The sequence below is a fragment of the Aeoliella sp. genome (genome assembly GCF_965227375.1).
GTDB lineage: Bacteria > Planctomycetota > Planctomycetia > Pirellulales > Lacipirellulaceae > Aeoliella.
The window spans coordinates 2,971,297-2,995,896 of the sequence record NZ_CBDDFX010000001.1 but is presented as its reverse complement, the minus strand read 5'-3'; the positions used below and the strand labels follow the sequence as shown (position 1 = coordinate 2,995,896).

The window sequence follows — 24,600 nt, the reverse complement described above, 5'->3', positions numbered from 1 at the left end:
CGGACAGATTGGCTAGTGGCGGTTAAAATAGCGGATTCCCTGAAGTTCGGCTTACCGGGGATTAGCAATACAACCAGCTCCAGCCGACGAGCTACGCCTTGTCGGACAGGAAGACTGACCTCGCAGAATACACTAAATCCAACCAACTTGAAAACGGAACCGAAGCAGTGCCAAGCACGTACAACACCAGCGACTTTCGCAAGGGCCTGAAGGTCCAAATCGATGGCGTCCCCTACCTGATGGTGGAAATGAACTTTCGCAAGCCGGGCAAGGGTACCGCCTTGTACGAGTGCAAGCTCAAGAACCTCATTCGTAACACCGTGGTCGACCGCACCTACCGCGCGGGCCAGACCCTCGAAGCGGCCGACGTGGTGGAGTTCACCGCGCAGTACCTCTACCGCCAGGCCGATGCGTTCGTGTTCATGAACAACAACGACTACGAGCAGTACGAGATGAGCGAGGAGGCGGTGGGCGACTTCGCCAGGTTCCTCAAGGAAGGCATGGACTGCCAGATCATCACGTTCAACGACCAGCCCATCGGTGTGACGCCGCCCAACCATGTGATCCTGCAAGTCGAGTACGCCGAACCGGCTGCCAAAGGTAACACGGCTACCAACGTGCAGAAGCCTGTGAAGATGGAAACCGGTGCGGAAATCCTCGCGCCCGCGTTCATCAACACGGGCGACTGGCTCCGCGTCGACACCCGCACCGGTGAGTACATCGAGCGAACCAACGCCCCCGAATGAGCAAGGCGGCTGGCTCCGCGAACCCTCGCGTTCGCAGAGTCTACAGCCACAAGCCAAGATCCAAGCGTCCTCGGCGAATACCATTCAGCGTCTTAGCCCTCAACCAACAGGAACTCACGCATGGAACTTTGGTTAATCATTCTGATCGCGTTCGCGGTAATCGGCGTCATCGCACTGATGTATGGCATCGGCATCTACAACCGCCTGGTCACGCTCGAGAACCGCTACGAGAATGCCTTCTCGCAGATCGAAGTGCAACTGCAACGGCGGTACGACCTGATTCCCAACCTGGTCGAGACCGCCAAGGGCTACATGTCGCATGAACGCGAAACGCTCGAGGCGGTGATCTCCGCGCGCAATCAGGCGCTCGGCAGTTTGAAAGCGGCGGCCGAACACCCCGGCGCGGCTGGCGCGATGGCCGAATTGGCGAGCGCCGAGAAAGGCCTGAGCGGTGTCCTGGGCCGACTGTTCGCTGTGGCCGAGGCCTACCCCGACCTGAAGGCCAATCAAAACATGATGCAGCTCACCGAAGAGCTGACCGCTACCGAAAACAAGGTGAGCTTCGCCCGCCAGCACTATAACGACTCGGTCACCGAGTACAACACCTACCGCGAGTCGTTCCCGCCGGTGGTGTTTGCCAATATGTTCGGCCACACGATGAACGCCGAACTGCTGCAATTCGACTCCGCCGCGATCGCCGAAGCGCCTAAGGTTTCGTTCGACTGATGGCCACCGACTTTTTCGAACGTCAAACGGCTGCCCGGCGAAACACGGTCTGGCTGGTCGCCATGTTTTTGCTCGCCACCGCGGGCATCGTGGCCGGTACGTTCTTCATCGCGCTATTTGCCACCAAAGGGTACGAAGAGTACAGCGGTGGGCTCGATGGTCGGAGCGAGCCGCTTGGGTACGACATTCCACTACTGGTAGCCGGCGGAGCGCTGCTGATGGTGGTGGGTGGCACGCTGTTTAAGGTGGTCGAGTTGCGCAGCGGAGGCGGCACGGGTGTGGCGTCGCGGCTGGGCGGCAAGCGACTGTTCCCCAACGACAACGGCCTCGCCGAGCAGCGTGCACTAAACGTCGTGGAAGAGATGGCCATCGCCTCCGGCGTGCCGGTGCCGCCGGTGTTCCTGTTGGAAGAACCCGGCATCAACGCGTTTGCCGCCGGGTACACGCCCAGCGACGCGGTAGTGGGCGTCACTCGCGGCGCCATCGAGCAACTGTCGCGCGAAGAACTGCAAGGCGTGATCGCCCACGAGTTCAGCCACATCCTCAATGGCGACATGAAGATGAGCATCCGCCTCATCGGCATTTTGCACGGCATTCTGTTGCTGGGCCTCACCGGTCAACTGCTCTTGCGCTCCATGGCCTATGGCGGGCGGAGCCGCAGCAGCAGTCGCGATAAAGGAAGTGCGGTGCTGGTAATCCTAGCCATCGGGCTCGCGCTAATGGTGCTCGGATACGTCGGCACGTTTATTGGCGGACTGATGAAAGCGGCCGTCTCTCGCCAGCGGGAGTACCTGGCCGACGCCTCGGCCGTGCAGTTCACCCGCAACCCCGGCGGCATCGGCGGAGCGCTCAAGCGCATCGGGGCAGCGGTGTCCGGTTCGCGACTTAAAACGCCCGCTGCCAACGAAGCGAGTCACATGTTTTTCGCCCAGGGCGTGTTCGAAGGCTTCTCCGGCTTGATGGCCACGCACCCTCCGCTACCAAAGCGCATTCGCGCGATCGAGCCCAACTGGGATGGCAAATATCCCGAGCCCATCACCACAACAGCGTCGCGCCGTCGCCCATCATCGGCCGCGGCTGTCGGCGTATCGTCTTTGGCGGGTAGCGTCGAGCAAGTCGGCGACATCATCGACCTGGGCATCGTCGACCACGCGGTCGATCAGGTGGGCGAGCCGCAGGAGATTCACCGCCAGTACGCGGCCCAAGTGATTGCCGAACTACCCGCAGTGGTTCGCGAAGCCGCTCACGAACCGCACGAAGCCCGCGCGGTGGTGTACTGCTTATTGCTCGACAACCGGCGTGAAGTGCGGCAGAAGCAGATCGCCGCGCTACGACAAACGGCCGATCCCGCCGTGCTGCAAGCGGCCAGCAAGCTGCAATCGCACGTGGCCACCGTCGAAGCGCGTGGCCGGCTGCCGCTGGTCGACATGTGCATGCCGGCGCTACGTTCGATGTCGGCATTGCAATTCGAAGCGTTTAGCAAGTGCGTTCACGCGCTGGTGGCAGCCGACGAGACCCTCGGGCTGTTCGAGTGGACGCTCGGGCAGATGATCGCCCGACACCTGGAACCGCAGTATCGCAAGCAGCGGCGCGTGGCCACGCTGTACTATGGCTTGCAGCGACTCGGCAACGAGTGTTCGTTGCTGCTGGCCACGCTCGCGCACCTGGGGCACTCCGACGAGCAAGCCCAGCGAGCCTTCCGCACGGCCGAGCCACTGCTGCCGAACGTGAAACTCACCTGGCTGCCGCGCGATGCGTGCAGCCTGGCCAAACTGAAAGAAGCACTCGAAACACTCGCACGTGTGGCCGCGCAGCACCGCGGCCGCGTGCTCGACGCCTGCGCCGAAGTGATCTGTGCCGACGGCGAAGTGAAAGTGGCCGAAGCGGAACTGCTGCGCGGCATCGCCGACCTACTAGAGTGCCCGGTGCCACCGCTGATCGCCGGGCAGCCGGTCAATCCCGCCCCGGAGTTCTGGGGAGCCAAGGGGCAGTGACCAACGAAGTACTCCAGCGGCGAGCGGAGCTACTGGCCGGCGTTCGGCAGTTCTTCGCCGCGCGCGGCTTCACCGAAGTCGCGACGCCACGCGTCGACGCGGAGATCATTCCCGAACTGCACATCGACCCATTCGAAGTGCCGCACCTTGGGTACCTGCAAGCATCGCCCGAGATGCACATGAAGCGGCTATTGTGCGCCGGCAGCGGACCGATCTTCGAAGTCGCTCAGTGCTTCCGCCGCGGCGAGCAAGGCAAGCTGCACCGGCCCGAGTTCACCATGATCGAATGGTACCGCCCCGGCGACGACATGCACACAGGCATGACGCTGCTCGACGAGATCGTGCAGCACGCACTCGGCGCGCCGCCGGCGAAGCGGACTTCGTACCGCGAGGCTTTTGAGCGAACCGTGGGCCTCAATCCACATACGGCTTCGCTGGATCAGCTACGAACCAAAGCCGGCGAGACGCTTGACGATCGCGACGAGTTGTTGAATCTACTATTGGCCAAACACGTCGAGCCATCGTTAGGAATCGACGCGCCCGAGATGCTCTATCACTACCCGGCCAGCCAATCGGCGCTGGCCGAGGTAACAAAAGACCTCGACGGACACCGCGTCGCCGAGCGGTTCGAACTGTACTACCGCGGCATCGAACTGGCGAACGGCTACCACGAGTTGACCGACGCGGCGGAACTCCGCGAGCGCCTGGCGATCGCCAACCAAGGCCGCACCGAACTCGCCCGCCCTGCCCTACCCTTGCCCGAAAAACTGCTGGCCGCAATGACCGACCCCGGCCTGCCCCCCTGCGCCGGCGTGGCCTTGGGCTTCGATCGGCTCATGATGCTAGCCGTGGGGGCGGAGTCGATTGATGAGGTCGTGGTGTAAGCTAGTAGGCCGTAACAAGCTACGCGCAGTTACGGCAGATTCTCAGCCACAGATGAACCCTGCACGGCCCAGCCGCAATCAAAGCGATTTGAACAGGAGGGCGCAGAGAGAACAGAGTTGCTTGCGGTGGTCACCCTGAATTTCTAGCCACGGATGGAATCGCCAAAAGCCGCGCCAAGGTTTACCGCGAAGCGGTTCCGACATCGTGCCCCAGGGTTGCGTGCGGGCGAGGCACGAGCCCAAACGCTACCCTGGGTAGAAGCGCTGCAAACAAGGCGGTCGAGTAGAACATGTTCCACTAGACGGCGTGTGACCGAGACCGAAACCAGACCGCAGTCTGACTCCTCACAACCCGTCAAACGGCGATTCGATATCGGTTCCGAAAACCCGATCGTTGTCGTCGAAGCAAACGTTGGCCCAACCCTGTCCCCACCAGATGTCGTACGTCCAGTCGTTCCCACCGGACTTCTCTTGAGGCGGGCCGCACAGGTCGAGTACCTCGGCCCGGCTCATTCCGTTCTTTACCAGTCGCACGGCGTGAGCGTGGTGCGCTTCGCGGACATAGAAGGTGAATACGATCGCTATCACCACCGGCAAGACGAAGACGAGAGTTCGCAATCGGTAGCGCAAGACGGTCCTTTCATCGTTTACGGCAGGTGAAGCGCGGCCCGGTTGCGGTCTCGGCCACACGCCGACGGATAGAGAGTTCTCTCCTCGACCGCGGGGTCATCACCACCTTATCACCCCGCCGTAAACGACGGGGCTGATGTCCGCGATCAATGGTCGCGGCTTGTATCTCTATCGCTCGTCCACGAACCGGCGGCCTTTGCCTTCGAATCTGGGGAGCGACATCGCCGGCACCAGCTTCACTTCGATCGACAGGCCCAGTTGCTTTTGCAGTTCGGCGGCGATGCGGTCGGTTTCTTCCAGGCGGTCTTCCACTTCGATCAGCACGCTGTCCATCTGGCCGCGCTTCTTGGCGGTCAGGCGGTACTCGGTTACCTCGGGGAAGCTGCGCAGGATCTGCTCGATGCTGGTTGGGTAGATGTTCACGCCGCGGATGACCATCATGTCGTCGTTGCGGCCGAGCACTCCGCCTTCGAGCAGCACGAAGTGGTTCGACTCGGCGGCATTCCAACGGGGGCGGACCAGGTCGCTGGTGCGATAGCGAATGAGCGGTGCGCCGACGCGGCCGAGCGTCGTGAGGATCAGGTGCGACAGTTCGCCATCGGTCGCGGGTTCACCGGTTTCGACGCTGATGAACTCGGCGATGAACTCGCTCTCGGCGATGTGCAGCCCGCGGGCCTGCTGGTCGCCGTATCCCCAAGCGCCGATCTCGCTGGCGCCAGAGTGATCGGTCAGCTTGGCATGCCAGGTGTCTTCGATCCGCTGGCGAATCGACGGAATCGACCCGCCTGGCTCGCCGGCCACGACAATCTTCTCCACTGGCAAGTGCGATAAGTCAATCTGGTTCTGCTCGGCCACTTCGGCCAGGTGCAGCGCGTAAGTCGGCGTGCAGAATAGCGCGGTGGTCTGCAGGCGCTCCATCACGTCGATCCGCGCTAGCGTGCTCATCCCCCCGCCGGGCGCGACCAACACGTTACGGGCGACGAGCGAGTCGAACGCGGTCCAAAAGCCGATGAACGGCCCGAACGAAAACGCCAGCATGGCCCGATCCGCCGACGTGATATCGGCTGCGTCGAGCACGTACTGCCAACTGTCGATCCACCACCGCCAATCGTCGGCCGTGTCGAACACCGGCAACGGCCGACCACGCGTGCCAGAGGTCTGATGGAAGCGAACGTACTGCTCGAGCGGGTAGGTGAGATTCGCCGGCCGCGGCGGGTGCTCGCCGGTGGGCAATAGCTCGTCCTTGGTCGTAAAGGGAAGCTGCGAGAGTTGCTCAAGGCTATCCAATCGTTGTGGCGAGCCAGCCAGCTTTCGATCGTAGAACTGGTTGGTGGGCAGGATCGCTTCGAGCAGCGCATTAAGCCGCTCGAGCTGGTACGTTTCGAGGCTCGATCGATCAAGCGATTCGAGTTGACGTCGGTGAATCTCACTAACATAACTCGATCTTGAACCGTCCCAGTTGCACAGCTTGCATCGACCTTCCAACATACGATGTTCACAGCGTGGATAGTCGTATAACAGATGTGCGCATTCCGGGCACAAACTATCCATCTCAGAGGCAGCTTCGTAGTAGAGGCTACCGCATTCATCACACGCATTCAGATTGGTGTGCGGAAGCACGCGGCTACTTCTCCTGCAGACAATACAGCTTCGACGCGGTGCGGATGAACAGTCGTCCGTCGGCCACGGCTGGGGTGGCTTGGGTGCCTTCGCCCAGGTCGGTGCGGCCGAGTTCCTTGAACTCGCGGCCGGCCGACAGCATGATGGCTTCGCCTTCCATGGAGATGCACAGCAATCGGTCGCCCAGGAGGATCGGCGAGCAGTAGTACCGTCCGCCCAGGCGTTTGGTCCAGACCTTTTCGCTCGTCGCTAACTCCAGGCACGACATGGTGCCCCGCTCGTGAATCAGGAACAGCAAGTCGTCCACGACGATGCCAGTTGGCACGTTGGGGACATTGCGATTGAGTCGGTAGAGTTCCTGAGGACCGTCGGTGGTCATCTGGTACGCGATGAGTTGCTTGCCATTGGTGCCGCTACCGCACCCCGCCACCACGATGTCGCCAGCGACGATGGGCGAATTGACCGTGCGGTCGGGCAGGACGTCTTCGAACTGCCACAGCTTCTCCCCGCTCTTGGCGTCCACAGCCGTGATGCCGGAGGCTTGGCTGGTGAACACGATGGCCAAGGTGCCGTCGGGCATGGTCATCGTGGCGGGCGTGGAGTAGGCGTGGCGGTGCGCGCGACGTTCGACGCGCCATGCTTCGTCGCCGGTCTTGGCATCGAGCGCCAGCAGGTAACCCGAGTTGTTGTCCTCGTTCTGCAGGTACAACATACCGTCGACCACGATGGGCGAAATCGAGAAGCCATGCTCACCGGTGAAGTCGCCGAGGTCTTGACTCCAGACTTCCTGGCCGTCGAGCGTGTAAGCAACGAGCGTGACGTTGCCCGGGTTGTAATAAGTAAAGTACACCCGCTCGCCATCGACCGTGGGAGTGGTGGATGCAAACGCATTGAGCGTGTGCATCCCGAGCGCCGACGCCTTGCCGGTGTTGCGCCACAAGCGATCGCCGGTGGCGACGTTGTACGACTCGAAGTACACGTCGCCAGTTTCCTGATCACCCGAGGTGATGAAAAGCTGGTCGTCCCAGATAACCGGCGAACCATGCCCCGTACCGGGCAGCTCGATGTGCCAGGCAAAGTCCGACTCGGTCCAGGTGTCGGGGATCGCCAGCGGCGGCGCGACGCCGGTGCCGTTCGGGCCGCGGAACCTCGTCCATTCTTCGGCCGTGGCCGGCAGCGTGCATAGCAAGATAGCGATGGCTGTAAGCGTTGGGTGCATCGGGTTCGTACTCCCCCTGCAGGGTAACGGGTGGGCGAATCGGGCGGGACGGCGTGGCGGTGGATGCCAACGGTGTGCGATCAAGCCGGGCAGATAGACTACCTCTCGATCTTGTATTGCTCGATCTTACGATACAACGTGGCGCGGCCGATGCCAAGCAACTTTGCCGCTTCCGGAACGTTGTCCCCGGTGCGATGGAGGGCCTCGACAATGAGTTTTCGCTCCCAATCGTCGATTGCCAGGGTATCCAAGTTGTCACTTCCGGTATCGCGGAGCGCTAAATCGGAAGGCTCGATGGCGTCCCCCTCGGCCATGACCACCGCGCTGTCCACCACATTGCGCAGCTGACGGACGTTGCCCGGCCAGCGGTAGGAGAGCATCTTGTTGAGCGCCGAATCGCTCAACTCGAGTCCCGGCCGACCATGTTCGCGCCGGAAGTGGGACAGGAAGTGGTTGATCAGCAGTTCGATGTCGCCCTCGCGATCGCGGAGCGGAGGAAGGTAGAGTTCGAACACGCTCAGGCGGTAGAACAGGTCCTCGCGGAACTTCCCCTCACCCACATACGTTTGCAGGTCGCGATTCGTGGCCGCCACGACGCGGACGTCGACGGTCACTTCCTTCGTGGCGCCGACCGGGAGGAACGGGTGCCCTTCGAGGATGCGGAGCAACTTGGCCTGGCCTTCGAGCGTGAGTTCGCCAACTTCGTCGAGGAACAACGTGCCGAGGTCGGCCTGTTGAAAGAAGCCTTCGTGGTCGCGGTCGGCGCCGGTGAAGGCACCCGCCTTGTGACCGAACAGTTGGCTCTCCATCAAGTCGGCTGGAATCGCGGCGCAGTTCACGCTGACCATCGGCTGATCGGCACGCGTGCTGGCGCGATGGATCGCCCTGGCTACCAGCTCCTTGCCAGCACCGCTTTCGCCGCGCACCAGGACGCAGCCGGCCGCGCGGCTGACGCGCTGAATCTTATTCTTCAGCGCCAGCATGGGCTTGCTCTCACCGAGAAGCTCGTCGGTGGCAGCGGAGCTGCTCAGCAGTCGTTGGTAGTCCTTCTGCAAACTGGTAATCTCGCGTGCGCGCACCAGAGCGATGGCTACCAGATTGGCAACCGTAATGATGAAGTCGAAATCGGATTGCCGGAACCGGCCATCCTCGAGGTATACGTGCACCGCGCCCAAAATGTTTCGCTCGTTCCCTTCCTGTCGTTTGACTAAGGGAGCACAGATAGCATCGGCGAAGTGATCGACGCTCGAGTCTTCGTCCGCCTGGTTGGCCACCCACACCGCGTGGCCCCGATTGCTCACCAGCTTGGTCAGGTTCGGGCTTAGCGTCACCTGGTCGGCCGCGTCGGCGGGCAGCACCGCTTTGGGTTTGAGGGTGCCGTCGTCGCTCATCCATAAGAAGCCAACCACGGAGGCCTTGGTGCGCGAGCGCAACAGCTCCAACGAAACGTCGACCACGCGGTTGGGATCGCTGCACCCCAGCAGCTTGATGCAGAGCTGATAAAGCAACATCAGCTCCTTGACTTGCTCGGCGTCGGGCAGGCCGGCGAGCGCATCGCTGCTGGAATCCGGCGGGCTCACGGCAACATCCTGCACGATGGTCTGCACGAGCGAGGTGCCGGTATCGGCGCCGGCGGTAGGCGGTTCCTCCGAGAGCTGGAACTCCAGCTCCGAGTCGCCCAATCGTACCACGTTGCCGGGCGCCAGGATGGCCTCGTCGACCTTCTGGCCGTTGACGAAGGTGCCGTTGCGGCTGTGGGCATCGCGCACCAGCCAGCCGTCTTCGCACCACACTAGGCGCGCGTGGACGCGCGAACAGAGAGCATCGGCCAGGGCGACCTGACAGTTGGTGCCCCGCCCTAACAGCGTCTCGTGCGCGGCATCGAGGGCGTAGTTCGTCCCCGCTTTTTCGCCAGTAAGCAACGTCAAATATGCGTACACGTCGATCAATATCCCACGCGCGAGTCCATGCCCAATTCCCTATTATCGCTGGAAACTGCTGATAATGCTACACCGCTGCTGGAATCGGCCACTGGCGGGGTGCGTTGCTGGAGTTTCGTGCGTCGGGCGATTACAATCGGCACTCGACGCTCACCGCCGCGCCCCCTGCGTTCCCACCCGGTCGCGGCATCGCTTTCCTTGCCCCACGTCGGTGATATACAGTCATGATCCTTCCGCGCCCTCTGCACTTGTTGTTCGTTTTCAGCCTCCTGCTGGCCACCCCGCTCGCCCAAGCGGCGGATGAGAAGGAGAAGAAGGACGAGGACAAACCGCAGCCCCCCAGCGTCACCGAGCACGAGACCACCATCGGCGGCGAGACCTTCAAGTACACTGCCACGGCCGGCAAGATGCAGATGAAGGACGACAGCGGCAAGGTGAAGGCCGAGATCTTCTCCATCGCCTACACGCGGCACGACACCGACCTGAACAAGCGGCCCATCACCTTCTGCTTCAACGGCGGGCCGGGCTCGGCCAGCGTGTGGTTGCACATGGGCATGCTGGGCCCGCAAAGGGTTCGCATTCCCGACGACGCCAGCACGCCGACTCCGCCCTACACCACCGAGCACAATCCTCACTCGCTACTCGATGTGACCGACCTGGTGTTCATCGATCCGGTGAGCACCGGCTACAGCCGCCCTGCCGAAGGCGAAGACACCAAGCAGTTTCACGGTTATGAGGAAGACCTGAAGAGCGTTGGCCAGTTCATCCACGACTTTGTCACCAAGCACGAGCGGTGGACCTCGCCCAAGTTCGTGCTCGGCGAGAGCTACGGCGGTGTTCGCTCCGCCGGGCTGAGCGAAACGCTGCAAGACCGCTACCGCATGTACCTCAACGGCATCGTGATGATCTCGCCAGTGGTCGACTTCGCCACGATCCGCTTCGCAGACAACAACGAGCTGCCTTACATCCTGTTCCTGCCGAGCTACACCGCCACGGCCTGGTATCACAAGAAGCTCGACAAGAAGCTGCAAGACCTGCCGCTCGAGGAAGTGGTGGCCCAAGCGGAGAAGTTCGCCTACGGCCCTTACTCGCGGGCGATGCTGCTGGGCTCCTCGATGCCCAAGAAGCGGATGGAGCAAGTGATCGCTCGCTACGCGGAACTCACCGGCCTGGACGCCGACTATGTCCGCGACGCCAACCTCCGCGTGCCGATGTGGCGTTTCGGTCGCGAACTATTGCGTGACGAAGGCTACACGGTGGGCCGATTCGATAGCCGCTTCAAGGGCATCGACCGCGACAACGCCCGCGAAAACTACGAATACGACGCCAGCGGCGCGGCCATGACCGGGGCGTTCGGCGCCGGCATGAACGACTACTTGCGACGCGTGCTGAAGTACGAGGACGAGCGGGTGTACGAGTTGGGCGGCGCGGTGGGCCGCTGGAACTACGGCCGGTTCGAAAACCGCTACGTCGACGCCAGCAACACGCTCCGCCAGGAAATGAACAAGAATCCGCACCTCAAGCTGTTCGTGGCGTGTGGCTACTACGACCTGGCGACGCCGCAGTTCGCGTTCCGCTACACCAAGGACCACATGATGCTGGTGCCGGAATACCAGGACCGCATCCAAGTCGAAAAGTACGAAGCGGGCCACATGATGTACATCCTCGACCCAGCCGCCAAGAAGCTGCGCGACGACCTGGTGGAGTGGTACGACTCGGCGACGCCGTAGTATCTCGTCAAGCCGAGCTTTGCAGTTAGCGACAAAGCTGTGGTACTTGAGCAGTGCTGCTATTGCTTCAATCGCACAACCGACGCACGCCTGCGGCGAGAATTCGCACGTCGATGTGCGTTCCGGCACAGTTGCAGACCATCGCATCACGATTTACGGCGGATAATACGCGGCACTCGATTTGCACGCTGAGTACCTGACACATCTCCTTACAGAAAGGAGCGAAAGTCATGGCCAGCGAACAAGTAAGAAATGTGTTAAGGTGCACGCGCGGCATCCATGAGCGAGCCGCCATTTTCTTCACCCATTTGGCGAAGCGGTGCCAGCAGGAGCGGGCGCGAATGCTGCTCGACTACCTGGCGGGTCACGAGCGGCACTTAGCGGACGCCATCCTCGAAACCGAGGCCGGCGCCGGCGACAAGATTCTCGGCACCTGGGTCACCACCACCAAGCCGGTGGCACACTTGGTCGACCAAATGGACTGGGACGAGGCACATAACGAGGGCGCTTCGTTCGACGAACTGGTGGAGACGGGACTCGAGATCGCCAATCGTGTGATCGAAGTGTACGACGACCTCGCCCGCCGGGCCGAGCCCGCTTGGGTGCAAGAGATCTTCTTCCAATTGCTCGACATGGAACAACAGGAAGAGAAACTGATGGCCAAGCAAACACTGAGGGCGATGGATTTGTAAGGCGGCCGAGCAGGCCACACCACCGTGGCCTACTCGCCCACCTCTTCCGTGCCGACAATCTCGCGGCCGCAGTGGTCGCAGATGGAGGGATCGTAAAGCTTGCCACCGCAGGCGGTGCACTCCCAGTTGCCGTCGACGCGCTCGTTGGGCGAAGTGACGCGACCTCCGTAAGGCAAACCCGCCTGGTGTTTCAGCAGGCGAATGATCTCGGCCAAGGCACGCAGCACCACCCAGATGAGAATCGCATTGATGACGATTCCCACTGAGGCAACGAACCCAATTGGGTTGATGAACAGCACGACAAGGGCGAGTAGCAGGCCCAACCAAAGCAGTGTCCACGCCACCCCGTCGAGCTTCCCCTCCAACCCTCCCAGGTACACCGGATTGGCTGTACGCCGTTTTTTGGCTGTCTCGGGCAAGTTAGTCGCCTTTTGCAATCGAGAGAGTGATAGAAATCGCTGGAAAGCGTAACAGACCCACTATTCGCCCACAAGCAGTGAGATTGGGCAATGGCCGTGCTGCCCGCCCCAGCGTCGAACTCCCCAACACCCGCGAAATCAAGGGTTCACCCCACTGCTATGCACACGTGTTGCTGGTGCTACTCCTGCGGCGCTACTAGAATGGCAAGCTGAACCAGAAGCCTCCTGCTGAATGCTGCGTCAACGCGTTCGCCATGTCGGAGTTAGCATCCTTGAATCTTCCTACGCGCCACATCGTCGTCGGGCTACTCGCTTGGTGCCTTTTCACGTCGGGTGCATCCGCCGACACGGCCATCTGGACCGGCCCCGCAACGGGCGACTGGGACGATCCAGCAAACTGGTCGACGGGCGTCGTGCCGACCGCCGGCGACCTGGTGTTGATTGACGACAACACGGGGCAGATGAGCAACGTGACCGCTGGCACGGTGGCCGAAGTGGACGAACTGCGCGTCGATGCGGGCGATACGCTTAGCGTGCTGGACTTCACGACAAACTCTGTCACGCTGGCTGGCGACCTGCTGGTGCCCGACGGTGGCAACTTCCGCAACGACAACTCTTTGCTCATCGAAACAACGGGACGTCTGCTACTGGGCAAGGACATGTCTGAAACGCAAGCAACGTCTGCACCGGATATTGGTAGCATCACCAATCTTGGCACGATCGAAGGCGCTGGGGTACTGGAAAGCCTCGGTTCGCTGGCCAACGAAGGAGTGATCTCGGCAAACATGGCTGGCAAAGAGTTGCAGGTGATTGCGAAGGTCGATTTCCAAAACGAAGTGGTGTTGATGACCAACACCGGAATGCTGGAAGCCACGAATGGCGGTGAGTTGCGAATCGGCGGTTCCCACCCACTCGCTCGACTCATCAACGAGAAAGATGGAGTTGCCGGTCAGATTGTCGCCCACCCGCAATCGTTGATAAAGCTGCAAAATATCCAAGTGGAAGGGGGATCGATTGCGACTCTTATCGACGAAACGGGAAGTGGGGTGGTCCACGTAAGCGGAATACTAGTAGACACGACACTATCCGGCACCATCGTGGTATCGCAATCTGGACTTGGCGGGACTATCCACAACACAGGGAAAATCGTCGCTTGGAGCTTTGGCCCCGCGTCATTGGAGGGCGGCAATCTAGTCGGCGGAGGCGTCGTCGAGCTTGGAGATGATGACGTCGGCGGTGGGACAATCGGTGGCCCTTTCATCAACCACGACAATGCCATACGAGGCCAAGGCGCCATCGCCAAAGGATTTGTCAATCGAGGCCTGATCGAACCTGGATACGGAGAGGGCTTGGAGAGTCCCTATCGCATCACCTTTCGGGGGTACCCTGTCGATCCCGACTATGTGACGAACGCAGGGACAGCTCGGGCCACAGCCGGTAATACAATCGGTCTCTCCGAAGCGTTGCTACGCAACTACGAAGGTGAAACGGATGGCCTCATCGAGGCCGCACCGGGTGGAGTGGTCACACTCAATCGTTCAGAAGTAACAGGCGGTGTGCTGCGTGCGGTCCCCGCTCCGGATGGTTCACCTCTGGCCGATGGGAAGTTTGAGTTTCTGTACACTGAATCAAAACTCACCGATGTGAAGTTGGACGGAAACTTCGGCGATAGCAGTTCTCAACTGACGCTCGAGGGAAAGATTGAACTTGATGGTTCGCTCGAACTTGGCACGTTATATCTCGAACATGATTCGGAAACTGAGATCGTCGGCGGTCAGCTGATCATCGGTCGAGACGATGGACGGATAACAACCATTCCTCCGTTTCGCGGACCGCTGTCTACTCTGACACTGAGGGACACCACGCTTCGGCTATACGACGGGAGCGTTGATGGGTATTTCAACATGCGAATCGTCAACGAGGGCAACATTGTCAGCTCCCAGGACGGCGACTTTGGACTTTTGGCGCCCATTGAGAACGCTGGGCTAATTCATGCCGAGCAAGGATCGCAACTGAGTTTGGGTAGCGTTGTGACGCAGGAAGACGCTGCAGCAGCTCGACTGCAAGTGGACGAAGATGCCTATATCGTTACCGGACGGCTGATCGGAGGAACCGTGCACACCGCGCCCGGCATGGGAGAGCATCCCTACAGCGGATACGTTGTCGTGTACGGTTCTTCCATCCCCGATTACTCCACGTTTCAAGATGTCACGAACTACGGGCACATTCTTCTTGATTTTAATCGACATCTGGTAGCTGGCGAAATCAAGAACCATGGCCTCATTGAGGTCCGCGCAGACATCTACCAGGGCAGTACAGTTCTTACTTTTAGCGGCGATGGAGAGACTGTGTTGCATGAAGATATGTTTGCGCCACCCACGGAGCCGGACTACATATTTACTAATGGCGCGGGCCACACGCTGCGGTTCATGGATGGGGACCTGATCGATTTCTCTGCTGCGACATTCATCAATAAGGGCACATTCCAGATTGATGGTCGGCGACCTGATATATCTACTAACCAGGGTGGACGTTTCGAACAGAGAGGCGTGCTACAGGTCGAAGGGTCCACCGAACTCACGCTACTTCTCTCTCAAGAGTCCTTCGACAATGAGGGGTCGATAGACATCGCCGAGCTGGCGAGACTAGTGATCGATGGCACTCCGCTCGTCAACAATCAACCGGCAAGCTCGCTTTCCGTGGCAGGCACGCTCGACATCGAGAGCGCCACCCTTCGCAACCATGCCGATGCGACCATCACCGGTAATGGAACGATTTCCGGCTACACGCATACTAGTGGAGTGATGAATCTGGCAAACGACGGCTTGATCGCCCCGGGTCCGGCGTTGGGCACTTTGCAAATCATCGGAGACTTCTCGCAATCTGCAACAGGTCGACTCCAAGTCGACGTCGATGGCTTCACAATGCAGGCACATGACAGTTTGAAGGTCTACCATACAGACTTTTACTATGGCGGAAACGCGACCCTCGCCGGCGCGCTGGAGTTCCAGTTTGCCGACGGATTGACGCCGCAGCTTGGCGATGAGGTCGAGTTCTTCTCGGCGGACTCGATCACCGGGCAGTTCGACACCATCACAGGCCTGCCAACCCTCGAAGCGGGTCTCGCCTGGCGGCTGCTGTACGAACCGACCAGCGTCACGGCGGCCGTCACCCTGGCTGGCGATTTTAATCTTGATGGCATAGTGAACCTGGCCGACTACACCCTGTGGCGAAACAGTGTTGGGGCGATGGGGCCGGCCTTGGCGGCCGATGCCAATGGCGACTCGGTTGTCGACACGGCCGACTACGATCTGTGGAGGACGTACTTCGGCAACACCACGGCCGACTTCCCAGCCGCGGCAAGCCAAGCCGTGCCGGAGCCTGGCGCGGTGTGGTTGCTGCTCGCGGGGTTTGTTGCGATGGCGGTCGCAAGACGTCGGTCTGTTCAATAGCGCCTCGCTTACTCTGCATCCGTCACGGCCGCGCCCGCCACGGCCAGATCCAGCGAAAACGCTGTAGAAACTGGACACTCGGCGCGGTAGAACGAGGCGGGGCAATCCAAGTTTTGCCACCACGCGCCCGGGACTGGGAACCGGCTCGCCAGGCTTCGCAGGTCGACAGGGGGTTTTGTCGCACCTGCGGGGAACCGAGCGCCAAAACTCCCTCCGCCCGAACGGCCCTGAAATGAAAACTCCTCGTAAAATACAGACCCAAACGCACTTCGACCGGTGTCGCGGAGGGTGAGTTTTGTCGCAGTGAATCGTTTTGCGACAAAACTGCGACAAAACCCCTGCCTGCGACAAAACTCCACCCCGACCCGCGCGACCTCAGCCGCCAGCCCTCGACTCATCGCCAGGATGGATACCTCCAAAACGCCCGACCCGCACGCGCGGCCCAAGCCGCACTCGTTTTATGCTCCGAAGCCGAACTCGCTGATCATCTCACTGGTGCAGCGTACGATTCGTCGCAGCATGCGTCGCAAGCTGCACGTGACAGACGTGGAGATTTCGGACGACGACCTCGCGAAGCTGCGCGCGCTGCAAGGCCGCCGGTGCCTGCTGACGCCGAGTCATTCCGGTGGATGGGAACCGCACGTGTTGATGTGCTTGTCCGCGATGCTGGGCGACTATTTTCACTATGTCGCGGCGCTGGAGGTATTCGAGCAATCGGCCGTGAATCGTTGGATCATGCCCCGGCTCGGTTGTTACTCGATCCTGCGGGGCACGGTCGACCGCTCGTCGTTCAGCATGACGCGCAAGATACTCGCCGCCGGAAAGCGGTGGCTGGTAATCTTTCCTGAAGGCGAGGCCATCGGGCAGAACGCCATGTTGGTGCCGTTCCAGCAGGGCGTGTTCCAGTTGGCATTCAAAGGCCTGGACGACGCGAGGAATGACGACTCGACAGCGTCGCTGTACTGCGTGCCGATGGCCATCAAGTACGTCTACCTACGCGACATGACGCAAGAGATGAATGAGTCGCTGGCTCGGGTGGAAGAGTGCTTGACATTTGCCGACAACGATCGCCCAGCGGACCTCCACGCCCGACTGCGGCGCGTGTGCGAGGCGGTGCTGGCGGCCAACGAAACAGCGCGCGGCGTGAAGCCTCCGGCCGACAGCACGATGGACCAGCGTATTCAAGCCATTAAACAGCGCACCATCGAGAAGCTGGAACACCAGTTCGACATCAAGCCTCCGATGAAACAGATGCCGCTCGATCGGATTCGTACGCTGTTCAACACCGTGGATCGCATCGTGCAAGACGATCCCCCCACCTCGGCGTACGAACAGCAACTGCAAACCGAAAGGGCACGCATGGCACGTGCGACCTACGACGAACTGTGGCGGCTGCTGAAGTTCGTCGCGGTGTACGATGGCTACGTCAGCGAAGCGCTGACCGTGGAGCGATTCATGGACATCTTGGGGCTCTTGGAGCACGAAGTGCTGAACAACCGCCGCACTTGGGGGCCACGCAAGGCGATCATTCGCGTTGGCGAGCCGGTGGATCTGGCGGATCGCTGGGAGAGCTACGAGGCCGATCGCCGCACCACGGTAACGAACGTCTGTGCGGAAATCGAATCGCAAGTCCGCGAGCTACTGGCGGAAATCGGCCGCGAGCGGGAGACGCCTATGACGTAATAACAGCTATAGCGTTTCACCATCCAACTGGGTATCGATGGAATACTTTTCGGCCAGGTACTGCACCACCGCGTCGATCTGCTTCTGGCCGAGCGCGCCGTTGTAGATGATGACTTCGGACATATCGCCTTCGAAGTAAGCCTCGACCAGTGGCACCCTGCCGAGCATCTTCCGCGAGACAATCGCCTGACCACCCGGCGCGGTTGCTTCGCCTTGCAACTGGCCGTCGAGGTACATGCGTGCGGTGTTCGAGGAAGGATGGTAGGAATAAGTGATGATCGCCGGCTCGCCCACTTCGACCTTGCGTTGGCACTCGACCGAACCCATCCGGACCGGGAACCTCGGCCCCAGATGCTGAGCGTAGACGCGCCCCCAATAGACGCCCGGCTCGAGGCGATCGCCAATCATCATGATGCGCTTGCGATTAGGAATCAGTGTATGAGGCGGGCCGTCGTAGTTGATCAGTTGCCGCGCTGCACTCATTGGTTCGTCCGGATCGGGGAACGGATTCTCCGGCTCGGCGCCGCGCTGAAACACGATGAACAACGTTTGATCGTCGGTCGACGCCAGTGGCGTGGTGACCAGGAAGTCGGACTTGCCGTCGAATCGAATCGTCGGTCGCCCACCGATCCCCTCCTCCACGAACTGAGGGCGTCGCCAACTTTCCTGCTGCAAGGCGTCCTCGGCAAACTGATTGTCTCCCACCAGAATGTCCTGCCATGACAAGACACCTTTCTCCGCATCGGTACTCACCAGCACGTCCGCCGCCAGCCAGAGAGCAAGATCCTTCGTCTCCGGCAAGGCGGGTAGGTCCGCACTGGCCAGGCGAGGCGAAATCTCGCGAACAAACTTGTCGGGCTGCGCCGCGATGCTTAAGGGTTCGAGACCCTCGCGGTCGAACACCACGCCTTGCTGCTCGGTGAGTTGAACGAGGTGATCGGCCTTCTCTCCATTGATGCCCAACGCCCGAGAAACCACTTCGCCTTTGAACACATGAACTTCGGTCTGACCGCTACGGCCCACCTGCAAGCCAAACTCCGTTCCCAAGTCGACCACTTCGGCGGTGGGAGTATCGACCGTGAACCCACGCGCCCGCACTGGTACCAACGCAGTGAGCTTGCCAATGCCCATGGTGGCCTCGTTGGACGACCGCACAACAAGCGACGCTGGACCTTGCAACACAACCTTGGCACCGTCTTCGAAGGTGAGCTGCGCAAACCCGGAGTTCAGACGCAACAACCGCCCCGGCTCCAGATGTTCTCCAAAAGTGGGAGTCTCCATGCCGCTCCACCAAGTGCAGTCGACCATCCCGGTCAGCGTAGCGGCGACCACGGTACGGCGCATCGGCATAGCGGCAGAAGGGTCCTCACCACTAGCGGATAGTTCGGCGGAGTTTAGTCCCTCGCGCAGGCTCGTCCACCACAGAGTGGCCAACACACCAACCAGGCAGGCCGCCAAGAGCGGCGCCGCGCGCCGCATGGCCCGCTGTGGCCAGGCGCGCTTCGACCAGGCACTGGCCAATGGCCGTAGTCGCTTGGACGACGTTTGCTGCGACTGCTCTTCCAGCATTTCGTCGATCCGCTCCAAAGCTTGCCGCGCGTTCAAGTCCGAATGAACCATGAACCGCATGCCCGAATGCAACTCACAATAATCAAGATAAAGCTGTCGCGCGATGGGATCGGCGTCCAGGCGGTCGGCGAAGTCCTTCTGCTGCGACGGCGACAACGTACCACTGCAGGCACCTTCGATGAGCTGCCAGAGGCGGTCGTCTTGTGGGGGGCGGTCACACATCACACTTCCTCAGTCGCCAGCGACGAATCCACACATCGTAGCAAAGCTGCGCGAATTCGACGCAATGAATTGCACACGCTTTGTGACGAACGCCCAAGCATCGCAGCGATTTCCGATACTTTGCGATCCTGCATGTAGTTGTGTTCGATGAGTTCCCGATCGCGCGTTTGGAGCTTCCCGATACAACGCTGCAGTGCCGCGAAACGCATGTCGTCGTGATTATTGGAGATGGCGGTCGCCTGATCTGTGTATAGCTTTTCGACGAGCGATTCGCAGAAGTAAATGCGGCTACGTTGCTGATTTCGCCTATATTTTAGCACTTCCAGGTGGGCGACACGAATCGCCCAGGCGGCAAAATTGCTTCCCTGCTCGAATTGCCCGAACTTTTTCCACATCGCCAGCACGGCCTGCTGGAAGATGTCGTCGGTGTCTTCCCAGTGCTGCACGAGCGCGTAGATGTAGCCGTACAGCCGATTCTGATACTGCGCCAGCAGTTCCGCAAACACGCGGCGATCGTGTTGGTCACTGAGATCGTCGGGAGAATCGATTTTCATGTAGATCGAGATACTGCGAGTTACTGATTGGTCTGAGAAGTTACATCCGCTTCGCCCTCTAAGCCTCGAGTCCGCAGCAACGCAGCGCGCCCCCGCAACGGTAACCCCCGAACCACTGAAACCTACACGCGAAAAAGCTGGAAAAGTTCGCAAAAAGATGGCCCCGACTATTTGACCATCTTTCTTTGTCTGAATCGACACTTCTTCGATGTATCTCGCCACATCGCGGGGGTATCAGGGCTGTGACATTGCAACGTCTTGCGCGCACGCAACGACCGCGCAGCCTGAGGGGCCCGACCGCATTCAGCGCATTCGGTTGGAACAGGGGGCAGTTCCATCCGGACGTCGGGGGGCCTCGCCAATCGCACACAGAGTTGGCAGCAACGGCAGGCGCCGTGAGCAGCAGAAGAGACTCCACTGGTTGACTTAATACATTGGAAGGTGACGAATGAAGTCTGTACAAGCTTGGCTACTTCTTACCCTATTAGCTTTGCTAGCCATTGGGTCTCCCGCCGAGGCCATCGTCGTGGCCGATCTGGCCGACGACTATCAGAACGCCACCGCCGTGGGCAACACAACCGAAGACGCAGGAATGTTCGGCGGCACCTCTGGACTCTCGGGCACGGTAACCGGCGCGTGGAATTACTACTCGGACGACGATGGAGTGATCGACGGCGACGAGCTGCTGCTGACGTTCGTCAACGCGGTGGGTGGCACCGCCAGCAATGGTGCTCCTGGCTTTGTTGGAACGAACAACCTGTTCGCCCCGGGTAACGGGCTGGGCAACTTTCCCGTGGTCAGTTCCGGTTTGGTCTTCCTGCCTCAGTTTGTTCCGGCGCTCACTCCAGGTGTCCTGCAAGTGCATCCAGGCGACCCAGGCGTACAGGGCAATCCCATCTTGGCCATCAAGTACGAAGCGACAGCGGGCTTGCAGAATGTAACGCTCAACTACCAGGTTCAAGCTGGCGCCGACGGGATCGCCCACACCGACCACCGCATCATTCAGATCATCGGTGGTAACACCAGCACAATCGTTGACACAACCGCCGTGACTGGGGGCAACGGCACCGGCATCGTATCTGTCGGGGCACAAAACATGTCGCCCGGCGATAGCATCTGGATGTTGCTCGACAGTGGCTTCTCGGGCAACCCGATCCCCAACGCCGACGCTACCAACTTGGGTCTACAGATCGTGGCCGACCCCACCGATGTGATGAAGCTGCGTGTCGACACGAACTCAGGATTGGCAACTCTCGTTGGTCCCGACAATGTGGCGTTCAGCCTCAATGGTTACTCGGTCAGCAGTCCTTCGGGACAATTGGCACCCGGAGGCTGGAGCAGCCTGGCCGACCGCGTACCCGACTTCGGCAACGGCTCGGACAGCGACCTGGTGGGCTGGGACCCACTGGGCAGTGGCTCGGCCAATCAAGTGGGCGAGTTCCGTCACGACGGTAGCGACGTGTTTGGCCTGGGCGGCACCAGCGAAATCTCCCTGGGCAACATCTTCACACCGGGAGGAACCCAGGACCTGCAACTCTCCGTATCGATCGACGGCATCGGCAATGTCGTGCTGGGCGAAGTGGAATACGTCTCCAACCCAGGCGTTGTCGGCGACTACAACAACGATGGTGTCGTCAATCTGGCCGACTACACCGTGTGGCGAAACAACTTGGGTGGCTCGTCGCTGCCCAACGAAGGCGCCACGCCCGGCATCGTGGACCAACAAGACTACGACGTCTGGAAAAGCAACTTTGGCCAGTCGGCAGCCGCAAGCCTCGGTTCGTCCCAAGTGCCCGAGCCCTCCACGCTGCTGATACTGCTGCCGCTGGCGGCTATTGCGTGGCAACTATCGGGCCGCGGCACGAGCCGACACCTCGTGCGAACCATCGGCGTAACCGCGGCGCTCGTGCTGCTCGGTGGAGTGGCAAACGCCGCGCGCACGCTCGATCGCGACTACCAGCTGGGTGACGACTCGGCCGAAGGTGCCATGGTCAACACCACGCTGACCGAGGATACCTTCGACACCACCGGCACCCAAGGCGCCGGCGACTTTCAGGACATCAGCCCCGCGGGCGACCCGCGTTATGTCGACGTCAGCGGACGTCCCTACGCTGGGGCCTCTCAACTTGGCATTGAGTTCGACGGAACGGACGATTACTTGTTCGGCCTGCAATTGGACGGCATACCTGGGCTGGGCTATCCAGGTGCGGCCTCGCCCCCGAACCCGAATGCCGACTACACCGGCATTTCCGAGCGTGGAATCCAAGCGTGGGTAATGCCCACCGCATCGGGCACCGCGCAGCGGCAAGACATTATCAACGACACGTACCAGTTCGGCATCCACATCACCGACGACGACACCTGGGCGATGACCTGGGGTTCGGCATCGTTTGCGACCACCGCGTACACCTTCGAGTCGTCCGAAGCGGTCGCCTTCAACACTTGGACTCATGTGCAACAACATTCGTTCGGCAACACGCTGGGCGTGCTGTACGTCGATGGACAAGCCGTGTTGGCTTCGTCGCAGGGGCTGACCTACTCGCTGTTCGCCGTAGCGGAGGCATCGTACGACATCACCGTTGGTGCAAGCCTGGCGTTGGACGGCGCACAACCGTTTACCGGCACACTCGACGACATCGAACTCTACGTCGCCGGCGAGAACACCGCCATGGACTACGGCACTTTCGACCCGGAAACCGACAACGAATACATCGCCGGCTTCCTGGCCGATGGGGGCTACTCGACTGGCGACCTGAACGGCGACGGACAGGTTACCGATGCCGATGTGAACATCTTCCTTAGCAACTGGAATAATCGCAACATGGTCAACGGCGCACAAGTGGGCGATCTCGACACCCGACTGGAGGGCGACTTCAACTACGACGGACTGATCGGTATCCAGGACTGGGCCGTAATTCGCGACAACCACGTGAACGCCGGATCGCTGGCAAGCCTTGGTCAACTTCTCAGCGGTCAACAAGTTCCCGAACCGGGCACGGCCGCGATTGCCGTTGTGGCCCTGGCCGCGGTGCTATCCGTGAGCCGATGCAAGAGGCTCGTCGTCGCGCTGCTGGCAGCGGTTCTCTGCGTCGCCGCTGTCGACAACGCTCTGGCGATTGACCTGTGGAACGTCGATTTCCAGGGCAATGCAGGGGGAACTACCTTCGGGCAAGACGGCCTGGCGCATCCCTATGGCCCCGACCCTCAGTACGGTGTGTTCAACCACTTTGAAGTAGAGTCGCTGAACATCGACGAAGGAACGGGCCAGCAAATTGCACTCTCCAACAACCCTTCGTTGAATCTGGTGGATAGCACCGGAGCCGCATCGAGCGTCACTGTGACACTTAACGGGATGGTCGGCGGCTGGAACGGCGCGGCAGGCCAGGACTTTCTCTCGGGCGACTACTTCGCTGTGCTGCCCAGCGGCGGTGACATTGGGTTCCAGACCGGGGCCCAAATGATGACGATCACCGGGTTGATGCCGGGCGAGCTCTACACGGTGCGTTTCGACACCGGTCCAGCGCTCGGCCGCGACGTACGAATGACGCTCGATACCGACGGTGATGGCAGCCTGGCAAACAACACGCCCACGGTCGTGCCCAGCTTTACGCAACTTTACGACTCTCCGCTGTTCTCCTTTACAGCCGACGCGACCGGTTCGTTCATCGCGGAGTTCACCACTCCCGACAATGCAACGGGCGAAGCCGACATCTCCGGAATGCAGCTCACCCGAGCGACAGACTTCGACATGAAACTTACCGTCGATCGTTCGACGGGAGGCATGGTCTTGTCGAATAACACGGTCAATGAATACCAGTTAACCACTTACAGTGTTCGTTCGGACGACGTCGGCGCTCTCGATCCATCCACGTGGCTGTCGGTGGCCGAGAACTACGACAGCAACAACGGTGGCGAAGTGGATGGCACTTCCAGCTGGACCGAATTCACCAACCCCGCCGACCGCGACAACCTGTCGGAGGGTCAGGACATTGGAGGTGAAGGGGCGCTGTTCGCCAATGGCGACTCCATCGACCTGGGCAATGCCTGGATTCGAAATCCCACGGAAGACTTGACGATGCAGCTGCTCGTTGAGAACGAGTTGGGCGACTCGGAACTGGTGGAGGTCGCCGTTGAGTTCACTGGCAGCGCAGCCCTGGTCGGCGACTTCGACTTCGCCAACGGCGTCGATCCGGCCGACTGGGCCATCCTGCAGAGCGGCTTTAGCTCCGACGTCAGCAATCTGTCGCTGGCCGAGAAATATCAAATGGGCGACATCAATCAGGACGGCGCGATCAATCTATTGGACGCCAAACTGTTTGCCGTTGCTTACGACGACTTCAACGGTCCTGGCTCGTTTGCGTCGCTTGGCAGCAGCGCCGTACCCGAGCCGGCGACCGTGTTACTCCTGGCCACCACTGCAGCCGCCCTGGTCATTGCCAGGACGCGCCATACCGAGTGTTGAATCGACAGTTTTCTGAACCGAGACGCTAGGCACTTTGTTTCTTTTCCTTTGACGGGCG

General features: G+C 60.7%; 17 protein-coding genes. 9 read left to right on the top strand and 8 right to left on the bottom strand.

Going from position 1 to position 24,600, the window contains the following annotated elements:
* The first annotated feature begins 167 nt into the window (after positions 1-167).
* The 4 genes from efp to epmA all read left to right on the top strand — a co-directional run bounded on the left by efp (position 168) and on the right by epmA (position 4,350).
* The gene (gene efp, locus ACQK2L_RS12190; protein WP_425397247.1) at positions 168-746 is read left to right on the top strand and encodes an elongation factor P; all 579 of its coding nucleotides are present in this window, start codon (positions 168-170) and stop codon (positions 744-746) included.
* A 120-nt stretch (positions 747-866) separates the two neighbouring features.
* Positions 867-1,472: a LemA family protein gene (locus ACQK2L_RS12185; protein WP_425397246.1), complete on the top strand. Its 606-nt coding sequence runs from the start codon at positions 867-869 to the stop codon at positions 1,470-1,472.
* Positions 1,472-3,466: a M48 family metalloprotease gene (locus ACQK2L_RS12180; protein WP_425397245.1), complete on the top strand. Its 1,995-nt coding sequence runs from the start codon at positions 1,472-1,474 to the stop codon at positions 3,464-3,466. Before ACQK2L_RS12185 ends, ACQK2L_RS12180 begins: the two co-directional genes overlap by 1 nt.
* Positions 3,463-4,350 (top strand): EF-P lysine aminoacylase EpmA, encoded by an 888-nt coding sequence (epmA, locus tag ACQK2L_RS12175; RefSeq protein WP_425397244.1) that lies wholly within the window; start codon positions 3,463-3,465, stop codon positions 4,348-4,350. The genes ACQK2L_RS12180 and epmA overlap by 4 nt, the downstream gene beginning before the upstream one ends.
* Before the next feature lie 345 nt (positions 4,351-4,695).
* Here epmA and ACQK2L_RS12170 read toward each other — a convergent pair whose 3' ends face one another.
* The 4 genes from ACQK2L_RS12170 to ACQK2L_RS12155 all read right to left on the bottom strand — a co-directional run bounded on the left by ACQK2L_RS12170 (position 4,696) and on the right by ACQK2L_RS12155 (position 9,759).
* Positions 4,696-4,968, bottom strand: a complete 273-nt coding sequence (locus ACQK2L_RS12170; RefSeq protein ID WP_425397243.1) for a hypothetical protein — start codon at positions 4,966-4,968, stop codon at positions 4,696-4,698.
* Between the two features lie 180 nt (positions 4,969-5,148).
* Positions 5,149-6,468 (bottom strand): phenylacetate--CoA ligase family protein, encoded by a 1,320-nt coding sequence (locus ACQK2L_RS12165; protein WP_425397242.1) that lies wholly within the window; start codon positions 6,466-6,468, stop codon positions 5,149-5,151.
* A 136-nt stretch (positions 6,469-6,604) separates the two neighbouring features.
* The gene (locus ACQK2L_RS12160) at positions 6,605-7,819 is read right to left on the bottom strand and encodes a PQQ-binding-like beta-propeller repeat protein (RefSeq protein ID WP_425397241.1); all 1,215 of its coding nucleotides are present in this window, start codon (positions 7,817-7,819) and stop codon (positions 6,605-6,607) included.
* Between the two features lie 98 nt (positions 7,820-7,917).
* Complete coding sequence (locus ACQK2L_RS12155) at positions 7,918-9,759, bottom strand: sigma 54-interacting transcriptional regulator (RefSeq protein WP_425397240.1); 1,842 nt, start codon at positions 9,757-9,759, stop codon at positions 7,918-7,920.
* A gap of 224 nt (positions 9,760-9,983) precedes the next feature.
* Here ACQK2L_RS12155 and ACQK2L_RS12150 point away from each other — a divergent pair, with 224 nt between their 5' ends.
* Entirely contained in the window at positions 9,984-11,489 is a 1,506-nt protein-coding gene (locus tag ACQK2L_RS12150; protein ID WP_425397239.1) for a S10 family peptidase, read from the top strand.
* Between the two features lie 67 nt (positions 11,490-11,556).
* Here the strand turns inward: ACQK2L_RS12150 and ACQK2L_RS12145 are convergent, their stop codons facing one another.
* Positions 11,557-11,721 (bottom strand): hypothetical protein, encoded by a 165-nt coding sequence (locus ACQK2L_RS12145; RefSeq protein ID WP_425397238.1) that lies wholly within the window; start codon positions 11,719-11,721, stop codon positions 11,557-11,559.
* On the opposite strand from ACQK2L_RS12145, the gene ACQK2L_RS12140 reads away from it, so the two are divergent.
* Positions 11,720-12,181 (top strand): hypothetical protein, encoded by a 462-nt coding sequence (locus ACQK2L_RS12140; RefSeq protein WP_425397237.1) that lies wholly within the window; start codon positions 11,720-11,722, stop codon positions 12,179-12,181. The genes ACQK2L_RS12145 and ACQK2L_RS12140 overlap by 2 nt on opposite strands.
* A 29-nt stretch (positions 12,182-12,210) precedes the next feature.
* Here ACQK2L_RS12140 and ACQK2L_RS12135 read toward each other — a convergent pair whose 3' ends face one another.
* A complete protein-coding gene (locus ACQK2L_RS12135; protein WP_425397236.1) occupies positions 12,211-12,600 on the bottom strand; it encodes a hypothetical protein in 390 nt (129 codons plus the stop codon).
* 272 nt (positions 12,601-12,872) lie between these two features.
* Between ACQK2L_RS12135 and ACQK2L_RS12130 the strand changes: the two genes are divergently transcribed.
* Both ACQK2L_RS12130 and ACQK2L_RS12125 read left to right on the top strand, forming a co-directional pair.
* Positions 12,873-16,052 (top strand): PEP-CTERM sorting domain-containing protein, encoded by a 3,180-nt coding sequence (locus ACQK2L_RS12130; protein ID WP_425397235.1) that lies wholly within the window; start codon positions 12,873-12,875, stop codon positions 16,050-16,052.
* 405 nt (positions 16,053-16,457) lie between these two features.
* Complete coding sequence (locus tag ACQK2L_RS12125; protein WP_425397234.1) at positions 16,458-17,735, top strand: lysophospholipid acyltransferase family protein; 1,278 nt, start codon at positions 16,458-16,460, stop codon at positions 17,733-17,735.
* A 6-nt stretch (positions 17,736-17,741) separates the two neighbouring features.
* Here ACQK2L_RS12125 and ACQK2L_RS12120 read toward each other — a convergent pair whose 3' ends face one another.
* Both ACQK2L_RS12120 and ACQK2L_RS12115 read right to left on the bottom strand, forming a co-directional pair.
* Complete coding sequence (locus ACQK2L_RS12120; RefSeq protein WP_425397233.1) at positions 17,742-19,526, bottom strand: FecR domain-containing protein; 1,785 nt, start codon at positions 19,524-19,526, stop codon at positions 17,742-17,744.
* Positions 19,526-20,080, bottom strand: a complete 555-nt coding sequence (locus ACQK2L_RS12115) for a sigma-70 family RNA polymerase sigma factor (RefSeq protein WP_425397232.1) — start codon at positions 20,078-20,080, stop codon at positions 19,526-19,528. The genes ACQK2L_RS12120 and ACQK2L_RS12115 overlap by 1 nt, the downstream gene beginning before the upstream one ends.
* A 448-nt stretch (positions 20,081-20,528) precedes the next feature.
* Here ACQK2L_RS12115 and ACQK2L_RS12110 point away from each other — a divergent pair, with 448 nt between their 5' ends.
* Positions 20,529-24,542 (top strand): hypothetical protein, encoded by a 4,014-nt coding sequence (locus ACQK2L_RS12110; RefSeq protein WP_425397231.1) that lies wholly within the window; start codon positions 20,529-20,531, stop codon positions 24,540-24,542.
* Positions 24,543-24,600 lie beyond the last annotated feature (58 nt).

Coding starts and splice junctions, on each gene's coding strand:
- ACQK2L_RS12185 (WP_425397246.1), top strand. CDS start 867: ATGGAACTTTGGTTAATCATTCTGATCGCGTTCGCGGTAATCGGCGTC.
- ACQK2L_RS12180 (WP_425397245.1), top strand. CDS start 1,472: ATGGCCACCGACTTTTTCGAACGTCAAACGGCTGCCCGGCGAAACACG.
- ACQK2L_RS12165 (WP_425397242.1), bottom strand. CDS start 6,468: ATGTTGGAAGGTCGATGCAAGCTGTGCAACTGGGACGGTTCAAGATCG.
- ACQK2L_RS12160 (WP_425397241.1), bottom strand. CDS start 7,819: ATGCACCCAACGCTTACAGCCATCGCTATCTTGCTATGCACGCTGCCG.
- ACQK2L_RS12150 (WP_425397239.1), top strand. CDS start 9,984: ATGATCCTTCCGCGCCCTCTGCACTTGTTGTTCGTTTTCAGCCTCCTG.
- ACQK2L_RS12140 (WP_425397237.1), top strand. CDS start 11,720: ATGGCCAGCGAACAAGTAAGAAATGTGTTAAGGTGCACGCGCGGCATC.
- ACQK2L_RS12145 (WP_425397238.1), bottom strand. CDS start 11,721: ATGACTTTCGCTCCTTTCTGTAAGGAGATGTGTCAGGTACTCAGCGTG.
- ACQK2L_RS12125 (WP_425397234.1), top strand. CDS start 16,458: ATGGATACCTCCAAAACGCCCGACCCGCACGCGCGGCCCAAGCCGCAC.
- ACQK2L_RS12120 (WP_425397233.1), bottom strand. CDS start 19,526: ATGTGTGACCGCCCCCCACAAGACGACCGCCTCTGGCAGCTCATCGAA.
- ACQK2L_RS12115 (WP_425397232.1), bottom strand. CDS start 20,080: ATGAAAATCGATTCTCCCGACGATCTCAGTGACCAACACGATCGCCGC.
- ACQK2L_RS12110 (WP_425397231.1), top strand. CDS start 20,529: ATGAAGTCTGTACAAGCTTGGCTACTTCTTACCCTATTAGCTTTGCTA.